Below are 20,202 nucleotides of genomic sequence, written 5' to 3' on the forward strand. Positions count from 1 at the left end.
GGGGCGGAAGGGGAAACGGAAGGGGAGTTAATTTTTAACACGTCTATGACGGGGTATCAGGAAATACTTACCGACCCTTCCTACAAGGGACAGATTGTCGTAATGACCTATACACAAATAGGGAACTACGGTGTGAACTACGAAGACCTTGAAAGTAAAAGGGTTCAAGTCAACGGTTTCGTTGTAAAGGAGGCCTTTTTTAAATACTCAAACTGGAGGGCTAAAAAGACTCTTGACGAATACCTTAAAGAGAACGGCGTTGTAGGAATATACGGTATAGACACAAGAGCACTTGTAAAAAAGATAAGGGAAAAGGGAAGCATGAGAGGAGTTATATCAACTACTGAAAAGGACCCTAAAAAACTTGTTGAGAGGGCAAAAAAAGTTCCCGATATATCCGAGCTTAACCTTGTTGAAGAAGTAGCTACAAAGGAGATTTATTACTGGGAACAAGGAGATTTTGACCTCCTAAAAGGTTTTTTAAAGACAAACAACGAAAAGCCCCTTATAGCTGTTGTTGACTTCGGTGTGAAGTTTAACATACTGAGAAGGCTTTACACCGAAGGTGCAAAGGTAGTGGTAATTCCCCCTTACAATACAAAGGAAACAATAGAGAGGTTAAATCCCGATGCAATATTTCTCTCAAACGGTCCGGGAGACCCTGAAAGGGTTGTTGAGGGAATAAGGCTTGTGAGGGAGTATATGGAAAAGAAGCCCATAATGGGTATATGTCTCGGGTGTCAGATTATAGGGCTTGCACTCGGTGGAAAGACCTACAAGCTCAAGTTCGGACACCACGGAGGAAACCACCCGGTGAAGGATTTGAGAACAGGAAAGATAGAAATTACTGCACAGAACCACAACTTCGCCATAGACCCCGAAAGTCTTCCCGAAGACGTTGAAATAACTCATATAAACCTCCTTGATAACACGGTTGAAGGTATAAAGCATAAACACCTTCCCATATTTGCGGTTCAGTATCACCCCGAAAACTCACCCGGTCCCCACGACTCTTATTACCTATTTAAAGAGTTTGTTAAGATGGCTAGGAAATGAGGAGTTTGATAAGCGTTCTTGACCTAACAAGGGAGGAAGTTGAAGAAATACTCAAACTTTCAAGGGAGTTCAAAGAGAAAAGGGAAGGAAAAATAAAGGCTTCCGTTGTTTTATTCTTTGCGGAACCTTCAACGAGAACTCGTTTATCCTTTGAGAAATCCGCAAGGGAGTTGGGAATGGAAACTTATCTCGTGAGTTCGGCGGAAAGCTCTACTGTGAAGGGTGAGAGCTTCTACGACACACTGAAAACTTTTGAAGGACTCGGGTTTGACTACGTTGTTTTTCGTGTGCCTTTTGTTCTGTTTCCTTATACGGAGATTGTGAACAGCTTAAACCTCAGGTTAATAAATGCGGGGGACGGAACCCACCAACACCCCTCTCAGGGGCTTATAGACCTCTTTACGTTAATAGAACACTTCGGGGATATTAGGGGACTGAAAATCCTTTATGTGGGAGATATAAAACACAGCAGGGTTTTTCGTTCGGGAACACCCCTTTTTAAAATGTTCGGTGCAAAGGTAAGCGTGTGTGGACCCTTAACCCTTATCCCGAGGGACGTTACAGCTTTAGGTGTTGAGAAGGTTTTTTACTCGGTTGATGAAGGTATAGAGTGGGCAGATGTGGTAATATGGCTAAGACTACAAAAAGAGAGACAAAAGGAGAACTTCATCCCTTCCGAGAGTTCCTATTTCAGAAGGTTCGGACTCACACCCGAGAGGTATGAGAAAGTTAAGCTCTACATGCACCCGGGACCGGTGAACAGAAACGTTGATATATCAAACGAACTTCTTTATACGGAAAAGTAACTTATACATAAACAGGTTGAGAACGGTATACCCGTGAGGAAAGCCATATACAAATTCCTATGGACTTAGCAAAATACGTTTTTGCGGTTCTCTTTAACGGGAACCACAGAGAGAACTACAAAATAGCTCTCCGGGAAATAGAAAACCTTTTCGGAAAGGTTGATTTACTCTCCGAAGAGTTTCACTTTCCTTTCCTTGAGAGATACTACTCAAAGGAGATGGGAAAGCCCCTTATAAAGGTTTACCTCTCGGTAGAAGGTCTAAGGGATAAGGGGGAACTCCCCGAGGTGAAAAAGAAATCTATGGAGCTCGAAAAGAAACTCTCCTTAGACGGTAAAAGAACTGTTAATCTGGACCCCGGATACCTTGACGAGAGCCAGTTAATTCTCGCTTCACACAAAAGAAGGGGAGCACGGGTTTACCTGAAAGACGGAATTTATGCGGAGATAGAGCTCCTCTTCGTTTACGGTGAGTTCAGACCCCTGTACTGGACATATCCCGATTACAGATACACTCCTGTTAGGGAATTTTTTAAGAAGGTCAAGAAAAAGTTTCTAAAAGAACGAAAGCAAACAAACATTTTGTAAAATCTCTTTTTTATGGAGCTGATAAAGGAGTATAACCCTTACCTTGAGTATAAAAACGGAGAGCTTTACATAGAAGGCGTATCCTTTAGGGACATTGCGGAAGAGTTCGGAACCCCTCTTTACGTTTACAGTGCAAGCTACATAAGGGACCGTTTTAACGCATACAGGGAAGCATTTCCGGATGCCCTAATATGTTATGCTATAAAGGCGAACTTTAACCCACATATAGTGGAGCTTCTCGGAAAACTCGGAGCGGGAGTGGACATAGTCTCAGGGGGGGAGCTTTACGTAGCCCTGAAAGCGGGAATATCACCCGATAAGATAGTTTACGCAGGAGTCGGAAAGACAGAAAAGGAATTAACTGAAGCGATAAAAGCGGATATACTTATGTTCAACGTTGAAAGCAAGCAGGAGATAGAGGTTTTAAACGAACTTGCCAAGAAGCTAGGAAAGAAGATAAGAATATCGGTAAGGGTAAACCCCGACGTTGACCCAAAAACCCACCCATACATAGCCACCGGAATGCAAAAAAGTAAGTTCGGGATAGACATAAAGGAAGCACCTGAAGTTTACGAATACGCTTTGAAGTTTGAACACATAGAAGTGGTAGGTATACACGCTCACATAGGTTCCCAGATACTTGATATATCCCCTTACAAGGAAGCAGTTGAAAAAGTCGTAAGCCTCTACACCGAGCTAACCGACAAAGGTTTTAACATAAGGTATCTGGACATAGGCGGTGGACTTGGTATAAAGTATAAACCCGAGGACAAAGAGCCCACCCCTAAGGAATTGAGGGAACTTATAGAACCTTACCTCTCGGGTGTAAAGGCAAGGTTCGTCCTTGAGCCCGGAAGGTCAATAACGGGAAACGGTGGATTTCTTATAACACAGGTTCAGTTCACTAAGGATAAAGGGAACAAACACTTTATAATAGTTGATGCGGGGATGAATGACCTCATAAGACCCGCAATTTACAACGCTTATCACCACATCGTCCCCGCGGTTCTTAAAGATACAGGAAGCGTAAAGGCGGATATCGTGGGTCCTATATGCGAGACGGGAGACTTTTTAGCCCTTGATAGGAAAATACAGAGGTCCGAAAGGGGAGATTACCTCGTTGTTTTCTCCGCGGGGGCTTACGGATTCGCTATGTCTTCCCACTACAACGTAAGACCGAGAGCGGCAGAGGTTCTCGTTGATAGGGGTAAAGTGAGCCTCATCAGGAGAAGGGAAGACTACGACTACATAATAATTAGCTAAAGGAGGTAGGAAGGATGAAGTTTTTCTTAGACACCGCAAACGTTGAAGAGATAAAGAAGGCTATGGAGTGGGGAATTCTTGACGGTGTTACTACAAACCCGACCCTTATCTCAAAAACGGGAAGACCATTCAAGGAGGTTGTTAAGGAAATTCTTGAACTCGTTGAGGGTCCCGTAAGTCTTGAGACCGTTTCCTTGGATGCGGAGGGAATGATAAGAGAAGGAAAGATGCTTGCAGAACTTGGGGAAAACGTTGTGGTAAAGATACCACTTACACCCGAAGGTTTAAAGGCTGTCCAGGCACTTGAGAGCGAAGGAATACCGACAAACGTAACCCTCGTATTCTCACCTACACAGGCACTTCTCGCTGCGAAAGCCGGAGCTTCATACGTTTCACCCTTTGTAGGTAGGATAGACGACATAAGCGGCGATGGAATGAAACTCATAGAAGAAGTTAAAACCATATTCTCAAACTACGAGTTTGATACAGAAATAATAGTTGCAAGTGTAAGGCATCCTATGCACGTTCTTGAAGCCGCTATGATAGGTGCGGACATATGCACTATGCCCTTTAAGGTAATGGAACAGCTCTTTAAACATCCTCTTACGGACATAGGACTTGAGAGATTCCTCAAGGACTGGGAAAAAGTTCCCGAAAAACCCTTTTAGTGCTACCATATAAACAGGAGGACATTATGGAAGAGAAAAAATACGTTGCGGTTCCCTTTGCCCTCGTCGGTTTCTTCGTCACCGATAAGCCGACCGTAGAAGAAAGTATAAGGACGGACCTAACACCGGAGGAGCTTGAAAAGCTTCAGGACCTTATAGCTCGCTTTCTCTTCAAGGAAGGTGTAAGGGTCGCCATCTATCCCTCCGTAGTTCCTCCCGAACAAGCTTCGGAAGCGGTTAACGAGCTTGAAAACCTTATATTCGGAGAGGAGGAAGGGGGTTAATGGTAAAGGTTATAGTCTGCGGTGCTCTCGGGAGAATGGGAAGGAGGATTATAGAGTTATCGCTTCAGGATAAAGACGTTGAGGTTGTAGGTGGGGTTGAGCACCCGGACTGCATTCCTTCCCTTGACCTTGGAGAAGCACTCGGAAAGAAAGAACTAAAGGGAAAACCCTTAACGAGCAGGCTTGAGGAGTTACTCCCTTACGGGGACGTTGTTATTGAGTTTTCGGGAAATCCGACCGCTGCGGTTGGACACGCAAAGCTTACAGCCCTTGAGAAAAAAGCTATAGTTATAGGAACTACCGGTTTTACCGAAGATGAGATAAAAGAGATAAAAGAACTATCAAAGGAAGCACCTGTTCTTCTCTCACCAAATATGAGTTTAGGGGTAAACCTCCTTTTCAAGCTCGTTGAGATTGCGGCGAAAGTTTTAAAAGACAAGAATTTTGATACAGAAGTTATGGAAATACACCACAGGTTTAAGAAAGATGCACCGAGCGGAACAGCGGTAAAGCTTGCTCAGATACTTTCCGAAACCCTCGGAAAGAAGAAAATAGTTTATGGAAGGGAAGGACAAGCACCGAGAAGCGAGGAAGAGATAGGTGTTATGGCCCTGAGGGGCGGAGATGTTGTAGGGGACCATACTGTATTTTTCTTGGGGTTCGGTGAGAGACTTGAGCTCACTCACAGGGCTTCTTCCAGGGACACATTTGCGAAGGGAGCCATAGAAGCTGCAAAGTGGATAAAGGGAAAAGAACCCGGATTTTACACTATGTTTGACGTTTTAGGGTTGTAAAACGATTACTTTTTGGGGAACTAACTCCCCGTTTACGTATACACCTTCCTTTACAAGTACTCTTTTCACCTTTCCGTTTATAGGACTTCTTATTTCCGTGTATTTCTTCAAAATCTTCAACCTTTCTATCTGTGCCTTTATCTCCTGAATCTTATACTCAACTACTTTCAACTCCGCTTCCTTGTCCTCAAGTACACTTTCTGCGAGTAGATCTCTCTCAAACATCTCCTTATACCTCTTGTAATCCCTCTCTTTTTTCCATCTATCAACTTCAAGCCCCTTAAGCTTTGCTTCAAGCTCCTTTATTCTTGCCTCGTAAAGTTCCGGGGAAATCCTCAGAAGAACTTCACCCTTTTTTACCCTCTCCCCTTCCCTTACAAAAACCTTTTCAACTCTTCCCTTAACAATTGTATGAAGAACAATTTCTCCAGAAAAGGATAAAAGGGGAAGGATTAATAAAATTAGCGTAAATCTAACAACTCTTCCCATGCTCTTACCATATCTTCGTCTATATCAACGAGTATAACTTTCTCAAGATTCTTGGCCTTGAAGTTTCTTATCTCATCGACCATAGCTTTGGCAGCTACATCTTTCGGGACTCCTCCTACACCCGTTCCCATACCCGGTAAGGCAACAACTTTAAAACCTTCCTTATCAGCAAGTTCAAGGGCTGCCCTGGTTGCCTTCCTTACCTTCTCTTCTGACGAAGGCATGGCGGGCTCTTCCATTGTCGGAGCGTGTATAACTCCTTTAAACTTAAGCCTCCCTGCTGTGGTGAGAACAGCGGAACCCACAGGAATAGGTGCTTTTTCCATAGCTTCCTTCTCTATCTCCTCCCCTCCTTCCCTCCTTATAACACCTGCCACACCTCCACCCATAATACCTTTACTGTTTGCGGGATTTACTATAACGTCAGCATCAACCTCCAGAATGCTTCCCTTTAAAACCCTTATGTCCATAATACATTTATCTTAAATTCTTACCCCTTTTAATTCACTCTTTACATCTTAGGCTTTAACAGGCACTATATTTTTCAGAATGACGGGAACTATAAACTACGGTGAAATTCAGTTTCTCCAGGCAAAAAAGTATTTTGAGGAATTTGTAGAAAAAAGAGGTGATAGGATAAAAAAACTCCTTAAACCCGAAAAAACTCCCGTTCTTTTAATGGATATAGAAGGGGTAAAAAACAAGTATCTTAAGATTAAGTATAACTTTTCGGAGTTTAACGTTTACTACGCGGTTAAAGCAAACGACGATGAGAGTGTAATCCGTGCCCTTACCCAGGTTGGAGCAGGTTTTGAAGTTGCATCAACAAATGAGCTTGAAAAAGTTCTCAAATTAGGAGGAAAAGTTGAGAAAATAATATCAAGCAATCCCGTAAAACCTCCGGAGTTTATAGACTTTGCCTACTCCGTCGGAGTGAGAACCTTTGCGGTTGATAGCTTTACAGAGGTTGATAAGATAAAGCGTATAGCTCCCCGTTCAAAGGTTTACGTAAGGATAGCTGTTCCCAACGAAGGAAGTGATTGGCCTCTTTCAAGGAAGTTCGGAGTTGATGTAAACACAGCTCTTGAAATATTAGAGTATGCGAATAACTCGGGCCTCGTTCCTTACGGTGTAACCTTTCACGTTGGCTCCCAGTGTAACAATCTAAGAAACTGGTTTATAGCCGTTAAGCTTTCCGCAAGCCTCTGGGAAATGGCGAGAAAGAAAGGACTGAAGCTCCAAATGCTTAATATGGGAGGAGGTATACCCGTTAGGTATAACTACGAGTCTCTCAGTGTTGAGGACATAGCCTATTACGTAAAGGGTCTTATGAGGAAATACTTTCCTGTTCAGCCTTACGAACTCCAGCTTGAACCGGGAAGGGGAATAGTGGGAGACCAGGGAGTTATGATAACGAGGGTTATAGGGAAGGCAAACAGGGGAAGGGAGAAATGGCTTTACATCAATACGGGAGTTTTCAACGGCCTTGCCGAAGCCCTCGGAGGAATAAGGTATCCTTTTTATGTTGAAAAAGAGGGGGAGCTGAAAGAGTGGGTAATAGGCGGTGTTTCTTGTGACAGTATGGACGTTGTGGCTAAAAATGTTTACCTTCCGGAGCCTGAAGTTGGGGATTACCTTTACATCCTCTCCGCGGGAGCATACACAACCGTTTACGCCTCCGAGTTTAACGGCTTTCCCAAACCGGAGGTTGTTCCTTTTTAAACAACAAGGCTCTCAAGAGCATCCCTGTCAAGTATTTCTATGTATCCCCTTTCGGTGTTTATTATCCCTTGCTTTTTCCATTTACTCATAACCCTTATAGTCGTTTCAACGGTTGTTCCCGTCATCTCCGCTATATCCTGGCGGGTTAGAGGAAGCCTTATTATAATCTTTCCGTCCTTTTTCTCTCCCGCCTTTTCCGCAAGCTCAAGCAATAGCCTTGCTATCCTCTCCTCAACCTTACCCGAAGCTATACTCTTCAGCACCTCGTAGGTGTGAAGGAGGTTGTGAGTAGCCTCACATGTGAGCTTTATACCTATTGCGGGATACTTTATAGCCAAATTTATGAAATCTTTATTTGATATGTAAAGGAGTGTTGAAGGTAAAACGGACATGGCTGTATACTTAAACTTGGGAACACTTTTTCCCCACTCAATCCACCCGAAAACTTCTCCCGGGAAGACCAATCTTACGATAATATTCCTTCCGTCGGTAGTCTCCTTTATAAGCTTTACGAGTCCCTTAACCAATATGTATATACCGGGTTCCGCTTCCTCTTCAAAGAAGATATACTCGTTCTTTCCATAACTCCTTACCTGTATGTATTTGGCTACTTCTTGAAGCTCCTTCGGTGAGATGTCCTCAAATAGGGAAACCTTCCTTATAAAATCTATCTTTATATCCTCTGGAGCTTTCCCTTCGCTAAAAGTTCCTTGCGCCATCCTCTTCCTCCTACAACGACAGTAGGTTCAAAAACAACGTAATCGGTGTGAAAGGGAACCTTATTCTTACCCCCAAAGGTATGATTATCACCTATAGCTACGTGAACCGTTCCCATAATCTTTTCAGCCTCGAGGAGGTTGTCCGGCCTCCTTGCTTTGGGATTTGTCCCTATACCGAACTCAGCTATAAAACGTGCGTTTGGTTCTTCGTCAAAAACCTTCTCAAGTTCATACCTGTAATCCTCAAACCCCTCTATTGACTCAACCGCACCATCCTTGAAAGTTAAGGTTATGGGCTGTTTCAACTTTCTTGTAGGTGCGTAAAGGATTACGAGCTTCCCGTATGCACTTTCTTCAATCGGTGCTATAAAGGCCTCTCCCGCGGGGAGATTTCCGTAAGCTCCCCTTTCTGTTAAAATACCCGTATCGGGAATACCCTTCCTTCCTTCTATGGAAAACTCAAGGTTAACACCATAGGGACTTTTTATCTCAACGTATTCACCTTCGGTCAAAACCTCTGAAAGGTCCATGCTTAACTTGCTCACGTAATCCCAGTCAACATCCATAGGTCCGAGAAACATCTCAGGCTCAAAAAGGGGCATTGATGCGTATCTCGTTCCGAAATGTTCGGTAAGTATCTTTCTGTATGTTGTGTGAGTGGTGGAAAAGTGGGAAAGTGCTACAACAACTTCCGGAACGCCTTCTCCGTAATCCTTTAAAACCTTAACAACTTTGTTTATATCGTAAGGTTCTTTACTTAAAACCTTTTCCAGAAGACCTTCCCCTTCCAATATCTCAATAGCTTTTTTCCCGAAAGTCTCTTCCCAGAGAACTTTAGGGGGTTCGGCTCCGTGCCTTTTCGTTGATGGGAATATAACCCTCTTTACCTTATCCGTTATTTCTCTCGCGACTCTCTCTATATCCTCGGTGAGTTCCACAAGCTCTTTCCTGTAGTCGTCGGAAAATACAAGAAGTTTTTCTCCTTCTCTCAACCCGAGATTAACCCTAAGAAGGTTCTCTATCTGCTTATCAAACATTTCTAATATAAAAATAATAATCTAAATCAGCTTAAGGTAAGGAAACATTAGCCCCTCCGAGTATATACTTCAGGTCGTCGTCCACAAACATAAATCCTGCACCTCCGAAAAATCCCCTGAGCCTATCGTTTAAGAGGTCATCTCCCCCGAACCTCACGTAGAAATGTTTTCCGAGATACCAGTGAACACCAATCTGAAGGTTTGGTTTTAGGTCCTTATCCTGGGGTCTGTCTTTTCTTCCGAAGTCCCATATATCGGCAAATAAGTAATTCCTCCTCTTTATGTAGTAATCAACACCTATCCCACCTGTGCTTTCTTTCAGCCCACCCCTGAGCGTTAAAGTTTTCCCAAAAAGTCTGAAGTTTCTCGCATACTGAACGGTAAACTCGGGCTTAAACTCCTTTTTTACTACCTCCCCGTCGTTTACAAATTCTTCCCTGTAAACCCTTCCCCTTGAGTCCCCTACAATCTCAAGAAGGTAATACTTCTTTTTGTCAGGAACCAGCTTGAGCGTTAACACTCCTTTTGAGTCCCCTTCCCTGTAAAGCTCACCTCTGAGACCTATGTAAAGGTGTGTTTTTTCCACAACCTCACCCGCCTTACCGAGGGCTTTAACCCCCTTACTTATGTTTTCATAGAGTTCCTCGTCTTTCAGGAGCTTACCGAGTGTTCCCTTTCCCTCTTCAAGCCCGGCAAGTATACTGTCAAGTCTCCTTGAAGCTGAGCTCAGGTTTTCGGAGGTCTTTCTAAGAGAAACGAGAGTTCTGTGTATATTCACCTTGTTCGTCTTTACCAAGGAGTTAAGTGCTACCGAAAGTTCCTTTAGGTTTTCCACCAATACGGGAATATCATCCTTAATCTTTTCAAGAGTAACCGATAGGTTATACGCTATAGCCCTTATATCTCTCCTGTTCTCCATGAGTATGCGGTCCGCGTCTCTCGAAAGCTTATCTAAGCTCGCTACAAGCACGGGAATATCTCTATTAAGCTGGTCTGTAAGTTCCTGTAAGTTCCTAAGTGTTAGGTTTATGTTCTCTCTATTTTGCCTTGTAAGTTGGTCCAATTGGGCCACAAGGCTGTTTAGGGTCTGGATAGTTTCTCTCAAGTTTCTTCTATTTTCCGCAAGTATTAGGTTAAGGTTTTTCGCAACCTTCCTAAACTCCTCAGCAGTTTTTGTAAGCTCAGCTATAAGCTTGTCCGTATCGCCTACAACCTCAACCCTTTTTATATTTTCCCCTTCCTTCAGCTCACCCGTCCGAGGACTTCCCGGTTTTAAAGAGAGATACTTATCACCCATAAGACCTAACGTCCCTATTGATGCGGAAGCGTCTTTATAAAGCTTTATATCCTTTCTAACTTCAAAGACAACTTTTACCTTTCCACCCTCAAGGAGTATCTCTTTTACCTTTCCTGCTCTTACCCCTGCAACCCTTACCTCGGCTCCCTTTGATAGTCCTGCAACATCCGGAAAGTAAACAACGTATTCTTTGGTTTCTTCTTTGAATACAGGTATCTCACCGAAGGTAAGTATAAGGAAAGCAAACGCTAACGCAACACCGACAACAAAAATACCGAGCTTAATCTCAGTCTTCATTTAGTAATAGAATAATTAAATTCTTTTATAAATGGACAGGGTAAGGGAATATCTAAGAAAGATCGGAGAGTTTGAAAACCTATCCTCTGAAGAAATGTACGAGCTTATGAAAGAAATAGTTGAGAAGAGGGCAACACCTGCACAGATAGGTGCTCTCGTTATGGGGACTAGGATGAAAGGGGAAACGCCTGAGGAGATATCGGGAGCTGTGAGGCTGTTCAGGGAAAAGGTTGTGAGAGTTCCTATAAAGAATCCGGACGAGGCTGTTGATACTGCCGGGACGGGAGGAGACAAGAGCGGAACCTTTAACGTCTCTACAGTTGTAGGTTTTGTTCTTGCAGGTGCAGGAATTAAAGTGGCAAAGCACGGGAACCGTTCCGTTTCTTCAAAAAGCGGAAGTGCCGACTTTCTTGAAGCCCTCGGGGCGAAGATAAATCTCCCTCCCGAAAAAGTCGCTCAGCTAATAGAAGACGTGGGCTTCGGTTTTATGTTTGCTCCCCTATACCACCCCGCGATGAAAGAGGTAATAGGTCCAAGAAGGGAGGTAGGTGTCCGGTCTATATTTAACCTCGTTGGTCCCTTAACGAACCCTGCGGGTGTAAAGAGACAAGTTGTAGGAGTTTTTTCGGAAGAATACGTTCCTAAGATAGCGGAAGCACTCCGTTCTCTCGGAAGCACAAAAGCCTATGTGGTTCACGGAAAAGACGGGATTGACGAGGTAAGTGTCTCTTCGGAAACACTTGTTGCAGAAGTATCAAAAGAAGGAGTAAGAACATTTACCTTTTCTCCCGAAGAACTTGGGTTGAAAAGGAGGAGTCCGGAGGAGATTAAGGTGAGTTCCCCCGAGGAAAGTGTTAAGGTTGCAGTTTCAGTGTTGGAAGGTGAAGAGGGTGCGCCTAGGGATATGGTTCTTGTAAATGCGGTTTTCGGTATTCTCGCTTCCGAAAAAACGAAGGATATCAGGGAAGCTTACGAGATTGCTAAGGAGTCTATTGACAGCGGTAAAGCTCTTGAGGTTATGAAAAAGTTCGTAGAACAAAGCAATAAATTATGAGAAACGCCCTCCTTCTTCTTTTTCTTATCGTATCCTACAACTACATACTTTACGCTTTTACGGTAAACGGCCTTTCTGCGGTTCCCCTATTTCCCGAAAATCCTGTTCACAGAATAATCGTCCTTTCCTTTAACATAACCCTTTACGTAGGTTGGTTCTTCGGAGAGAGAAGAAGACTCGTAACCGTTCTGGGTTATCTCTTCTTCTTCCAGATAGTTCTTCTAAGTATACTTGAAAGGGACGCTAACGTTTTCATTGCCAATACTGTTCCCGTGATATTTACATTAATGCTCGTTACACTCTTTGAAAGTCCCTACGAAAGGGAGAAGAGAAAAATAGAGGAAGAGAGGAAGAAGCTACTTACGGAGCTTGAGGAAAATGAAAGAAAAAGAAGTGAGGTAGAAGAAAAGATAAACGAATTCAAGAAGGAAATCTCAATCCTCAAGTTCCAGCTTGAACAGAAAGAGAAGGCGCTGGAAGAAGCCAAGAGACTAAAACAGAGTCTAAAGGAGATAGAGAGAAAAGAAGAGGAAGTCAAGAGTTTAAAGGAGAAACTTGAACACCTTGAGAAAGAACTCGAAAAACAAAGGGAAAAAGAGCTTAAGCTACTTGACGCTAACAGGAAACTCTTCCAGCTTCTTGAGCTTCTTGGACAAGAAGAAGAGAAGAAAAGAGGAACTAAAGAAGTAAGAGAGCTGAGAAAGGAAAGAAAGAAGCTCGTAAAAGAAGTCCTTGAGCTCCAAAGTCTACTTGAGGTTTACGACAAAGAAAACAGAGCGCTGAGGCAGGAACTGAGAGAAAGGGAGAAGAAGCTTCAAGAAGCATTGAAAGCCCTTGAAAAGCTTGAGTTTGAGAAGGAAAACCTTGAGAAGGAAGTAAAGAAGAAGGAGGAAATTTACAAGGAGTTCCTAAACCTGCTATTTCCCAACGTTTCTCTCACGGATGAGGCGGTAAGAGAGTTCATCAGTCTTGACCCCGAAAGAAAAAGGATATTACTAAAGGAGCTCGGTAAACTCGGGAGCGGTGTTAAGCTTGAAACTCTATCAATGGACGGAAGCGTGTATAAACTTAAGTTCTCGGGGGGAAGGGCATACCTTACCAGAAACGGAAAAGGCTGGAAACTTCTTGGAGTCCTTGATTCCGAAGAGGATAAGGATAAGGCGAGGTTTATAGCAAAGATAAGGCAAAGGGCTTAAACTAATATATTTCCTATGCTTCAAGTGAGAGTAAAGCCCGGTGTAGAGGACAGGATTAGAGGATTCTTCCCTTGGGTTTACAAGGGGGAAATAGCTTCCTTCTCAAGGAAACCTAAAAAGGGAGAGCTCGTAGTTGTAAGGGATGTTAGCGGTAAGTTCCTCGGATACGGTTATATAAACCCCGAAGTAAATATAGCTATAAGAATACTGTCCTTTAACAAAGAAGAACCTATAAGCGGTGAACTTATCAGAAAAAGAATTAAAGAGGCTTACGAATACAGAAAGAGACTTTATATAAACAGTAACGCCTACAGACTTGTCCACTCGGAAGGAGACCTACTTCCGGGATTAATAGTTGACGTTTACGGAAATTACCTTGCGGTTGAGTTCACAACCTACGGTATGAACCAGTTCAGAGAAACGATTATAGAAACCCTCGTTGAACTCCTAAAACCGAAGGGAATATACGAGAAGGTGAACGAAATAGCGAAGAGGGTTGAGGGGCTTGAGGTTGAGGAAAAAACAATATACGGAGAGGTCCCCGAGGAGGTCATAATCTGGGAGCACGACCTAAAATATTACATAAACATACCACAGGGTCAGAAAACGGGTTTTTTCCTTGACCAGAGAAACGCGAGAAAGTTTGTGAGAAACCTCGTAGAGCCCGGGGATAGGTGCCTTGACGTGTTTTGTCACACGGGAGGATTTGCATTGAACATGAAAAGAGCGGGAGCAAGCGAGGTTATAGGTGTTGATATATCCGAGCTCGCACTCAAGGAAGCCCAGAAAAATGCGGAACTTAACGGCCTTACAGGTATAAAATGGGTAAAGGCTAACGCCTTTGATTTCCTGAGAGAAATGAGTAAAAAGGGGGAAAAGTTTGACGTAATAATAATAGACCCCCCTTCCTTTGCAAAGAACAAGGCTGCTGTCCCTAACGCTCTAAGGGGTTATAAAGAACTGTGCGTAAGAGGTCTAAAGCTTGCGAAGAGCGGAGGATACCTCGCCGTATTTTCATGTTCCTTCCACATAACGGAGCAACACCTGCTTGATGTTCTCCTTCAAGCTTCCTATGATGTAAGAAGACAGGTAAGGGTTATAGCCAAAACCTTCCAGGACCTTGACCACCCCTGGATACTCCAGATGCCTAACACGTTATACTTAAAAGGAGTTTGGGTTGAGGTGATATGAGAAAGGAACACTGGGCTCTTGTATCTCTCGGACTTAACATATTCCAGTCCCTTATAAAGCTCATCGGTGGACTCCTAACGGGCTCTCTCTCCCTAATAGGTGATGCCATACATTCCCTCTCGGATGCCACGGCATCACTCATAGCTTTCCTCTCCATAAAGTTTTCTGAAGTAAAAAACGAAAGGTTCCCTTATGGACTTTACAAACTTGAGAACATAGGTGCGATAGTCATATCTTTTTTCCTCCTATTTACCGCCTGGGAGATAGTCCACAGAGCCCTGAAAGGGGATATAAGCATAAACAAAGAAAACCTACCCTTCGGTATAGGAGTTACGGTTATATCTATGGCTGCGTCAATAACTCTTTCCTACTTTGAAAGGAGGGCAGGAAGGGAGCTTAACTCCCCTACACTCGTTGCGGACTCATATCACACTTTAACGGATGCCTTTTCCTCCCTTTTGGTTCTCACCAGTCTTGTTTCCTATTACCTCGGTATAAATATAGAAAGGTATATCGCCGTAGCCATATCCATTATTATCGTGTATACAGCCTTAGGTCTCCTTAAGGAGCAGGTAGGTGAGATACTTGACATATCCGCGGACAAGGAAACAGTAGAGAAGATTAAACAGATAATACTTTCATTTCCCGAGGTTAGTGAAATAAAAAGACTCCTCGTGAGGAGTGCAGGAGGAAGACTCTTCATAGATGCGGTGATAACAATAAATACTGACGACTTTTACAAAAGCCACATGATAGCGGACGAAATAGAGAGGAAGATAACGAAGGGAATTTCTAACGTTGATATGGTTTTCATACATTACGAGCCCTGTTGTGAGAAAAAAGGAACAACAGTAGCCATTTTAACCACCAACGGAAAGGTAGCTCCTTCTTTTGAGCAAACCGAGAAGATAATACTCTTCAGAGAAAAGGAGGGAGAACCCGAGGTAATAGAGACAAAAGGTATGAGTGAGGAGTGTATAGCTAAGGAACTAACGAGAAGGGGTGTTGACCTCGTAATAAGCGGTTACCATCCGAGAAGCAATAAAGCAAAATGGATTCTCCACAGGAATAAGGTTTTTGTGTGGGAAACCGAGAAGGAAAACCCCTATGAAGCCTTATCCGAAGTTTCCCGGATAAAAGAAAGTGTAAAATGAGCTACCTTGTCTGGGGCCTCGGAAGAAGCGGGAAGGCATGTGTAGAACTACTAAGGAAGAAGAATTATAAAGTTTTTGCAGGAGACGACAAAGAAAACCCGAACCTCTGGAGGGAAGTCTTAAACGAGGTTGACACAGTTGTTCTTTCACCCGGTATTCCCCCCATTCATCCCCTCTGGAAAGAAGCTCTCAGAAGGGAAAAGGAAGTGATAGGAGAGCTTGAACTTGCATACAGATTTTTCAAAGGCAAGGTAGTAGCCATAACGGGAACCGACGGGAAATCAACTACTACGAGGTTAACATACCTAATACTCAAAAAATACTTTGAAAAAGTTTACGAGGGCGGGAACATCGGGAAGCCCTTCTCGGAGATACTCCTTAAAAGTGAAAACGGAATTGCAGTTCTTGAGGTTTCATCCTTTCAGGGAAAAACACTTAAAACTTTCAGGCCTCATATAGGAGCCTTTATAAGCTTTTCCGTTGACCATCTTGATTGGCACAAAAACGCAGAAGACTACCTTTTCAGCAAATACAACATTTTTAAAAACCAAAGAGAAGAGGATATCTTAATTTTAAACGATTTTGTAAAGGAAATCAGGGAAACTCCTTCAAAAGCGAAAAAGCTTTTTTACTCTTCCTTAAAACTTGAAAAAGAAGCCGTTTATTTCGGGGATGTTAAGCTATTTAATCCCTCTTTACTGAAGATAAGAGGAATTCATAATGTATACAACGCTGCCACAGCTTCACTCATAGCCATAAGAATGGGATTAGAACCAAAGGAGTTTGAAGAAGTTTTATACACCTTTGAGGGACTTCCCCACAGGCTTGAGTATGTGGGAAACGTAAAGGGTGTTCAGGTTTACAATGACTCCAAGTCAACAACTCCGCACTCCCTAAAAGCGGCTCTATTAACCTTTCCGGACAACTCGGTTATTCTCATAGTCGGTGGTAAAGATAAGGGGGCGGACTTCACCGAGGTTTCCGAAGCTGTGAAGAAAAAAACGAAGTTTGTTATAGCAATAGGAGAAACGCAACATAGAATAAAAGAAGCCTGGAAGGAGTATACCGATGTTATACTTTCGGAAAGCCTTGAAGATGCAGTAAAAAAAGCCTTTTCATTTTCCCGACCCGGGGATATCATCCTTTTCTCACCCGCTTGTTCCTCTTTTGATATGTTCAGAAATTACGAAGAAAGGGGAGAAAAGTTTAAGGAGATACTGCTTAAAATAAAACAATGGGACTGATAGTTTTATTTATTTTTCTTTTAGTCTCGTGCGGCGGGAATACACAGAAAGTAGAAGAAGTTAAGGAAGGCTGGCTCTATCAACTTCAAAATATAAATCCCTATGAAGTAGCAAACTCAGGCTTTAAGATAGCGGTCTTAGATTACTCAAGATACGGGACACCTGAAGGAGAGTTAAAGAAGGAAGAAATTAACCTTATAAAGAAAAACGGAATAATACCCTTGGCATACATAAGCATAGGAGAGGCAGAAGATTACAGATTTTATTGGAAAAATGAGTGGAAAGAACATCCTCCCGAATGGCTGGGTGAGGAGAATCCCGAATGGAAAGGAAATTATGCAGTTAAATACTGGTATAAAGAGTGGAAAAATATAGTGTTCAGGTATGTTGATAAAGTAATCCAACAGGGTTTTTCGGGGATTTACCTTGATAAGATAGACGAATTTGAGTATTGGAGCAAGAAAAAGAATTTAATCAGTGAAAAGGAAGCCGCACTTAGAATGATACAGTTTCTCCTTGAGATAATAAGTTATGCAAGAAGCAAAGTGAAAGATTTTATCGTTATCCCTCAAAACGGAGAAAGAATTCTAAGGTATGACGACGGAAGTCTTGAGAGTAAAGTTTCCGGTTGGGGATGTGAGGACGTTTTCTTTAACGGATTAACAGAGTGGAGTAAAGAAGAGAAGGAGTATATAGAAAAAGAAAGAATACCGTATTTGAGAAGAATTGTTAACAGGGGAAAACTTGTTTTAAGCGTTGAATATATAGACGATGGCACTGGATATACAGGCGAAAATAAAAAGAGAATAGATACATACTTAAAAAAAGCTAAAGCCTACGGTTTCATTCCATACATAGCCGTATACGATAGAGAACTTGATGAAGTGAACGTTATTGACGGAATACAGGGAGATTAAAGGAAGAAAGAAAAACGGCTTAGCCGCAGGAGAAGGAGCTTCCGCATCCGCAGGTTCCTGTAGCGTTGGGGTTTCTTATCGTGAATCCGCCGCCCATGAAATCAACCACGTAGTCAAGTTCTGCGTTGTTTACGTAAGGCATTGAGAAGGGGTCTATTACAACCTTAACACCATCGTATTCGAAGACATGGTCCCCTTCTTCTATTGTATCGTCAAATCCCATAGCATATTGGAATCCAGAACATCCTCCGGGAACGACCCTAATTCTAAGAATAGGGTTTTCAATGTTATTTTCCTTTGCAACCTTCTTAATTTCTTCTACAGCCTTGTCCGTAACCTTAAAAACAAACTGTTGTGCTTGCTCTTGCATAGCTCTTACCTCCTCCAAATTAGTCTTAATCTGAGTATTAAGATAACTATTTTATCCGAGGTTATTATGACCTTCTTCATAAGAGAGAACTTTTTCTATCAGTCTTAAAGCTTCAAGGGAAGCTCTTTCATCCGCCCTATTCTTCCACGCTATATCGTAAGCGGTTCCGTGGTCCGGAGAAGTTCTAATAAAGGGAAGTCCGAGTGTCAGGTTAACACCCTCGTGAAAAGCAAGAAGCTTAAAAGGTATAAGTCCCTGGTCGTGATACATCACAAGAAACACGTTGTCCTTTCCCCTATTTATAAAGGCTGTATCGGGAACGATAGGTCCCTCAACACTCAGGCCCTCCTCCTTTAGTTCCTCAACAGCGGGTTTTATCTCCTCAATCTCTTCTCTACCGAGCTCCCCTCCTTCCCCCGCGTGGGGATTTAAACCGAGAACTTTTATAAAGGGCTTTCTTTTAAAAAGCTTTTTATACTCTCTGTTTATGAGATAAGCCTTCTCCTTTATCCTTTCCTTCTTTACGAATCTGTGAACCTCCTTGAGGGGCATATGAGTGGTCAAAAGAACGACCTTTATCTCCTCGGAGTACATCATCATTGCAAACTCCTTTGTGTTGCTTGCATAGGCTAAATACTCAGTCTGTCCCGGAAAGTTAAATCCCGCCTTTTTTGCCCAGAACTTATTTATAGGCATAGTTAAAATTCCCTTTATACTCCCGTTTACCGCATCCGCGGTTGCCCTTGCGAGGTATGCAACCGCAACCCTTCCCGAAGTAACCGATGGCTCGGGAACGGGAAATTTTAAGAGGTTTAAATCAACGAGGTAAACACCGCTTCTGTCTATTTCTTTTACGTCTTCAACTTTTTCGTATGGAAACTTTATACCCGTGAGCTTCTGGGCTTCCGTTATGGTTCTTTCCTCGCCGTAGATTATATAGGCAAATTTCCTTTTAAAATGCCTTGACAGCTTCACTATAAGCTCGGGCCCTACGCCTGCCGGGTCCCCCAGGGTTATACCTATCCTCATCATTCGTAATACTCAGCACCGCAGTTTTCCGTTTCCCATACAACTACCTTGACAACGGAGGGATACCTCTCTTTTACTTTATCGTATAGCCATTTAGCTACGTTCTCCGCACTCGGGGAAAACTCAAAAACCTCGTTCAGAAGTTTGTAATCGGGAAGAATTTCCTTAAGGTAATTGTCTATCTCAACAAAGTCTATTCCCATTCCTCCTTTGTCAAGGCTTTCCACCTTTAGGAATACCTCAACGGTCCAGGTATGACCGTGAAGGGGTTCGGGCTTTCCGTGGTAGTCCGTAAGATAATGGGCCGCGTTGAACTTTCTCTTTACCCTAACAATCCAAGGCATTTAGTTTATTTTAAGCAAAAGGAAAAACCTTTCCTCCTCAACAGGATACATAACAGCCTGTTTAACTCCCGAAAGCTTTTTAAGAACGTAAGGAATGCCGAAACCTTTATACAGATGTCCCTTTCCCACTATAACGACAATCCTGTGGTCAGGATAAAGGAAAAGAAGTTTAAGAATTTTGTAAGCCATTCCGTTGTCCCAGGCGGTTTGTATGTCTATAAATCTCTTTTTGTTAGCTTTTTTTGAGTGTCGCCTCATACTATCAAGGAGGAAGTTTTTATACTCCTCCGGGGGGTAAACGATTTTTGGAGGAAGGTAAACACTCCTTACGTTTTCAAGGCCCCTTTTTCTTACCTCCTTAAGAAGTTCTGAGGGTATGTTAAGGGCTATCAACTTTATTCCGTATTTATTGGCAAATCTCCATATATCCCTGTATAGCTTTTCATCAAATCCCCACCTTTTTTTATACTCAGTTTTCTTTAGCATTTCCTGTTCGCTTATATCTCCTTCCACGTATGCGTCCAGGTATTTCTGGAAGGGCTGTTGGAACATCTCCATCGCTATTATCAGTTTCTTATCCCTCTTGTAGATTTCCTCTATAACTTTTAACTGAATTTTGTGAATTTCCTTGTCGGTGTGAACTTCACCTACATATATGACCCTGTGCTTGAGAAGTTCCTTCAG

Annotated in this window: 23 protein-coding genes; 14 read left to right on the forward strand and 9 right to left on the reverse strand. The window is 42.8% G+C overall.

Translation table 11 applies throughout. From position 1 onward, the window contains the following. From carA to dapB, 7 genes are all read left to right on the forward strand, one after another. Positions 1-1,056 (forward strand): glutamine-hydrolyzing carbamoyl-phosphate synthase small subunit (carA, locus tag ACWB1W_RS08390; RefSeq protein ID WP_479370917.1); only part of this gene is annotated, 1,056 nt, incomplete at its 5' end. Next, positions 1,053-1,862: an aspartate carbamoyltransferase catalytic subunit gene (locus tag ACWB1W_RS08395; RefSeq protein WP_479370918.1), complete on the forward strand. Its 810-nt coding sequence runs from the start codon at positions 1,053-1,055 to the stop codon at positions 1,860-1,862. The genes carA and ACWB1W_RS08395, both read left to right, overlap by 4 nt. A 59-nt stretch (positions 1,863-1,921) precedes the next feature. Further along, positions 1,922-2,449, forward strand: a complete 528-nt coding sequence (locus ACWB1W_RS08400) for a DUF4416 family protein (RefSeq protein ID WP_479370919.1) — start codon at positions 1,922-1,924, stop codon at positions 2,447-2,449. A gap of 12 nt (positions 2,450-2,461) precedes the next feature. After that, positions 2,462-3,712: a diaminopimelate decarboxylase gene (gene lysA, locus ACWB1W_RS08405; protein ID WP_479370920.1), complete on the forward strand. Its 1,251-nt coding sequence runs from the start codon at positions 2,462-2,464 to the stop codon at positions 3,710-3,712. 14 nt (positions 3,713-3,726) lie between these two features. Next, positions 3,727-4,380, forward strand: a complete 654-nt coding sequence (gene fsa, locus ACWB1W_RS08410) for a fructose-6-phosphate aldolase (protein ID WP_479370921.1) — start codon at positions 3,727-3,729, stop codon at positions 4,378-4,380. 26 nt (positions 4,381-4,406) lie between these two features. Continuing rightward, positions 4,407-4,664 carry a hypothetical protein gene (locus tag ACWB1W_RS08415; RefSeq protein ID WP_479370922.1) on the forward strand — a complete coding sequence of 86 codons (258 nt, stop codon included), beginning with the start codon at positions 4,407-4,409 and terminating at the stop codon, positions 4,662-4,664. Next, positions 4,664-5,458: a 4-hydroxy-tetrahydrodipicolinate reductase gene (dapB, locus tag ACWB1W_RS08420; protein WP_479370923.1), complete on the forward strand. Its 795-nt coding sequence runs from the start codon at positions 4,664-4,666 to the stop codon at positions 5,456-5,458. The genes ACWB1W_RS08415 and dapB overlap by 1 nt, the downstream gene beginning before the upstream one ends. Here the strand turns inward: dapB and ACWB1W_RS08425 are convergent. Both ACWB1W_RS08425 and ACWB1W_RS08430 read right to left on the reverse strand, forming a co-directional pair. Further along, entirely contained in the window at positions 5,447-5,947 is a 501-nt protein-coding gene (locus tag ACWB1W_RS08425; protein WP_479370924.1) for an efflux RND transporter periplasmic adaptor subunit, read from the reverse strand. The genes dapB and ACWB1W_RS08425 overlap by 12 nt on opposite strands. Then, positions 5,920-6,417: an ADP-ribose-binding protein gene (locus tag ACWB1W_RS08430; RefSeq protein ID WP_479370925.1), complete on the reverse strand. Its 498-nt coding sequence runs from the start codon at positions 6,415-6,417 to the stop codon at positions 5,920-5,922. Before ACWB1W_RS08430 ends, ACWB1W_RS08425 begins: the two co-directional genes overlap by 28 nt. 79 nt (positions 6,418-6,496) lie before the next feature. Here ACWB1W_RS08430 and ACWB1W_RS08435 point away from each other — a divergent pair, with 79 nt between their 5' ends. Further along, positions 6,497-7,669, forward strand: coding sequence for a type III PLP-dependent enzyme (locus tag ACWB1W_RS08435; RefSeq protein ID WP_479370926.1), 1,173 nt, complete (start codon positions 6,497-6,499; stop codon positions 7,667-7,669). Here the strand turns inward: ACWB1W_RS08435 and ACWB1W_RS08440 are convergent. From ACWB1W_RS08440 to ACWB1W_RS08450, 3 genes are read right to left on the reverse strand one after another with little or no spacing between them, the layout of a single operon-like run. Beyond that, a complete protein-coding gene (locus tag ACWB1W_RS08440; RefSeq protein ID WP_479370927.1) occupies positions 7,666-8,388 on the reverse strand; it encodes a Crp/Fnr family transcriptional regulator in 723 nt (240 codons plus the stop codon). The two genes, ACWB1W_RS08435 and ACWB1W_RS08440, sit on opposite strands and share 4 nt — an antisense overlap. Further along, the gene (locus ACWB1W_RS08445) at positions 8,343-9,425 is read right to left on the reverse strand and encodes an aminopeptidase (protein WP_479370928.1); all 1,083 of its coding nucleotides are present in this window, start codon (positions 9,423-9,425) and stop codon (positions 8,343-8,345) included. The genes ACWB1W_RS08440 and ACWB1W_RS08445 overlap by 46 nt, the downstream gene beginning before the upstream one ends. 31 nt (positions 9,426-9,456) lie before the next feature. After that, a complete protein-coding gene (locus ACWB1W_RS08450) occupies positions 9,457-11,019 on the reverse strand; it encodes an MlaD family protein (RefSeq protein ID WP_479370929.1) in 1,563 nt (520 codons plus the stop codon). A 31-nt stretch (positions 11,020-11,050) separates the two neighbouring features. Here ACWB1W_RS08450 and trpD point away from each other — a divergent pair, with 31 nt between their 5' ends. The 6 genes from trpD to ACWB1W_RS08480 are packed head-to-tail and all read left to right on the forward strand — an operon-like array spanning position 11,051 to position 17,775. Beyond that, positions 11,051-12,073, forward strand: a complete 1,023-nt coding sequence (gene trpD / locus ACWB1W_RS08455; RefSeq protein ID WP_479370930.1) for an anthranilate phosphoribosyltransferase — start codon at positions 11,051-11,053, stop codon at positions 12,071-12,073. Beyond that, complete coding sequence (locus ACWB1W_RS08460; RefSeq protein WP_479370931.1) at positions 12,070-13,269, forward strand: hypothetical protein; 1,200 nt, start codon at positions 12,070-12,072, stop codon at positions 13,267-13,269. Before trpD ends, ACWB1W_RS08460 begins: the two co-directional genes overlap by 4 nt. Positions 13,270-13,284: 15 nt before the next feature. After that, positions 13,285-14,460, forward strand: a complete 1,176-nt coding sequence (locus ACWB1W_RS08465; protein WP_479370932.1) for a class I SAM-dependent rRNA methyltransferase — start codon at positions 13,285-13,287, stop codon at positions 14,458-14,460. Next, positions 14,457-15,614, forward strand: coding sequence for a cation diffusion facilitator family transporter (locus ACWB1W_RS08470; protein WP_479370933.1), 1,158 nt, complete (start codon positions 14,457-14,459; stop codon positions 15,612-15,614). Before ACWB1W_RS08465 ends, ACWB1W_RS08470 begins: the two co-directional genes overlap by 4 nt. Further along, positions 15,611-16,858: a UDP-N-acetylmuramoyl-L-alanine--D-glutamate ligase gene (gene murD / locus ACWB1W_RS08475; RefSeq protein ID WP_479370934.1), complete on the forward strand. Its 1,248-nt coding sequence runs from the start codon at positions 15,611-15,613 to the stop codon at positions 16,856-16,858. The genes ACWB1W_RS08470 and murD overlap by 4 nt, the downstream gene beginning before the upstream one ends. Then, positions 16,849-17,775: an MJ1477/TM1410 family putative glycoside hydrolase gene (locus ACWB1W_RS08480; protein WP_479370935.1), complete on the forward strand. Its 927-nt coding sequence runs from the start codon at positions 16,849-16,851 to the stop codon at positions 17,773-17,775. The genes murD and ACWB1W_RS08480 overlap by 10 nt, the downstream gene beginning before the upstream one ends. Positions 17,776-17,794: 19 nt before the next feature. Here ACWB1W_RS08480 and erpA read toward each other — a convergent pair whose 3' ends face one another. From erpA to ACWB1W_RS08500, 4 genes are read right to left on the reverse strand one after another with little or no spacing between them, the layout of a single operon-like run. Next, complete coding sequence (gene erpA, locus ACWB1W_RS08485; protein WP_461831819.1) at positions 17,795-18,145, reverse strand: iron-sulfur cluster insertion protein ErpA; 351 nt, start codon at positions 18,143-18,145, stop codon at positions 17,795-17,797. Between the two features lie 51 nt (positions 18,146-18,196). Then, positions 18,197-19,177: a 4-hydroxythreonine-4-phosphate dehydrogenase PdxA gene (gene pdxA / locus ACWB1W_RS08490; protein ID WP_479370936.1), complete on the reverse strand. Its 981-nt coding sequence runs from the start codon at positions 19,175-19,177 to the stop codon at positions 18,197-18,199. Continuing rightward, the gene (locus ACWB1W_RS08495) at positions 19,174-19,518 is read right to left on the reverse strand and encodes a 6-pyruvoyl trahydropterin synthase family protein (protein ID WP_479370937.1); all 345 of its coding nucleotides are present in this window, start codon (positions 19,516-19,518) and stop codon (positions 19,174-19,176) included. Before ACWB1W_RS08495 ends, pdxA begins: the two co-directional genes overlap by 4 nt. Then, positions 19,519-20,175: a ChaN family lipoprotein gene (locus ACWB1W_RS08500; protein WP_479370957.1), complete on the reverse strand. Its 657-nt coding sequence runs from the start codon at positions 20,173-20,175 to the stop codon at positions 19,519-19,521. Positions 20,176-20,202: the final 27 nt, after the last annotated feature.

This window comes from Aquifex sp. (assembly GCF_056494385.1).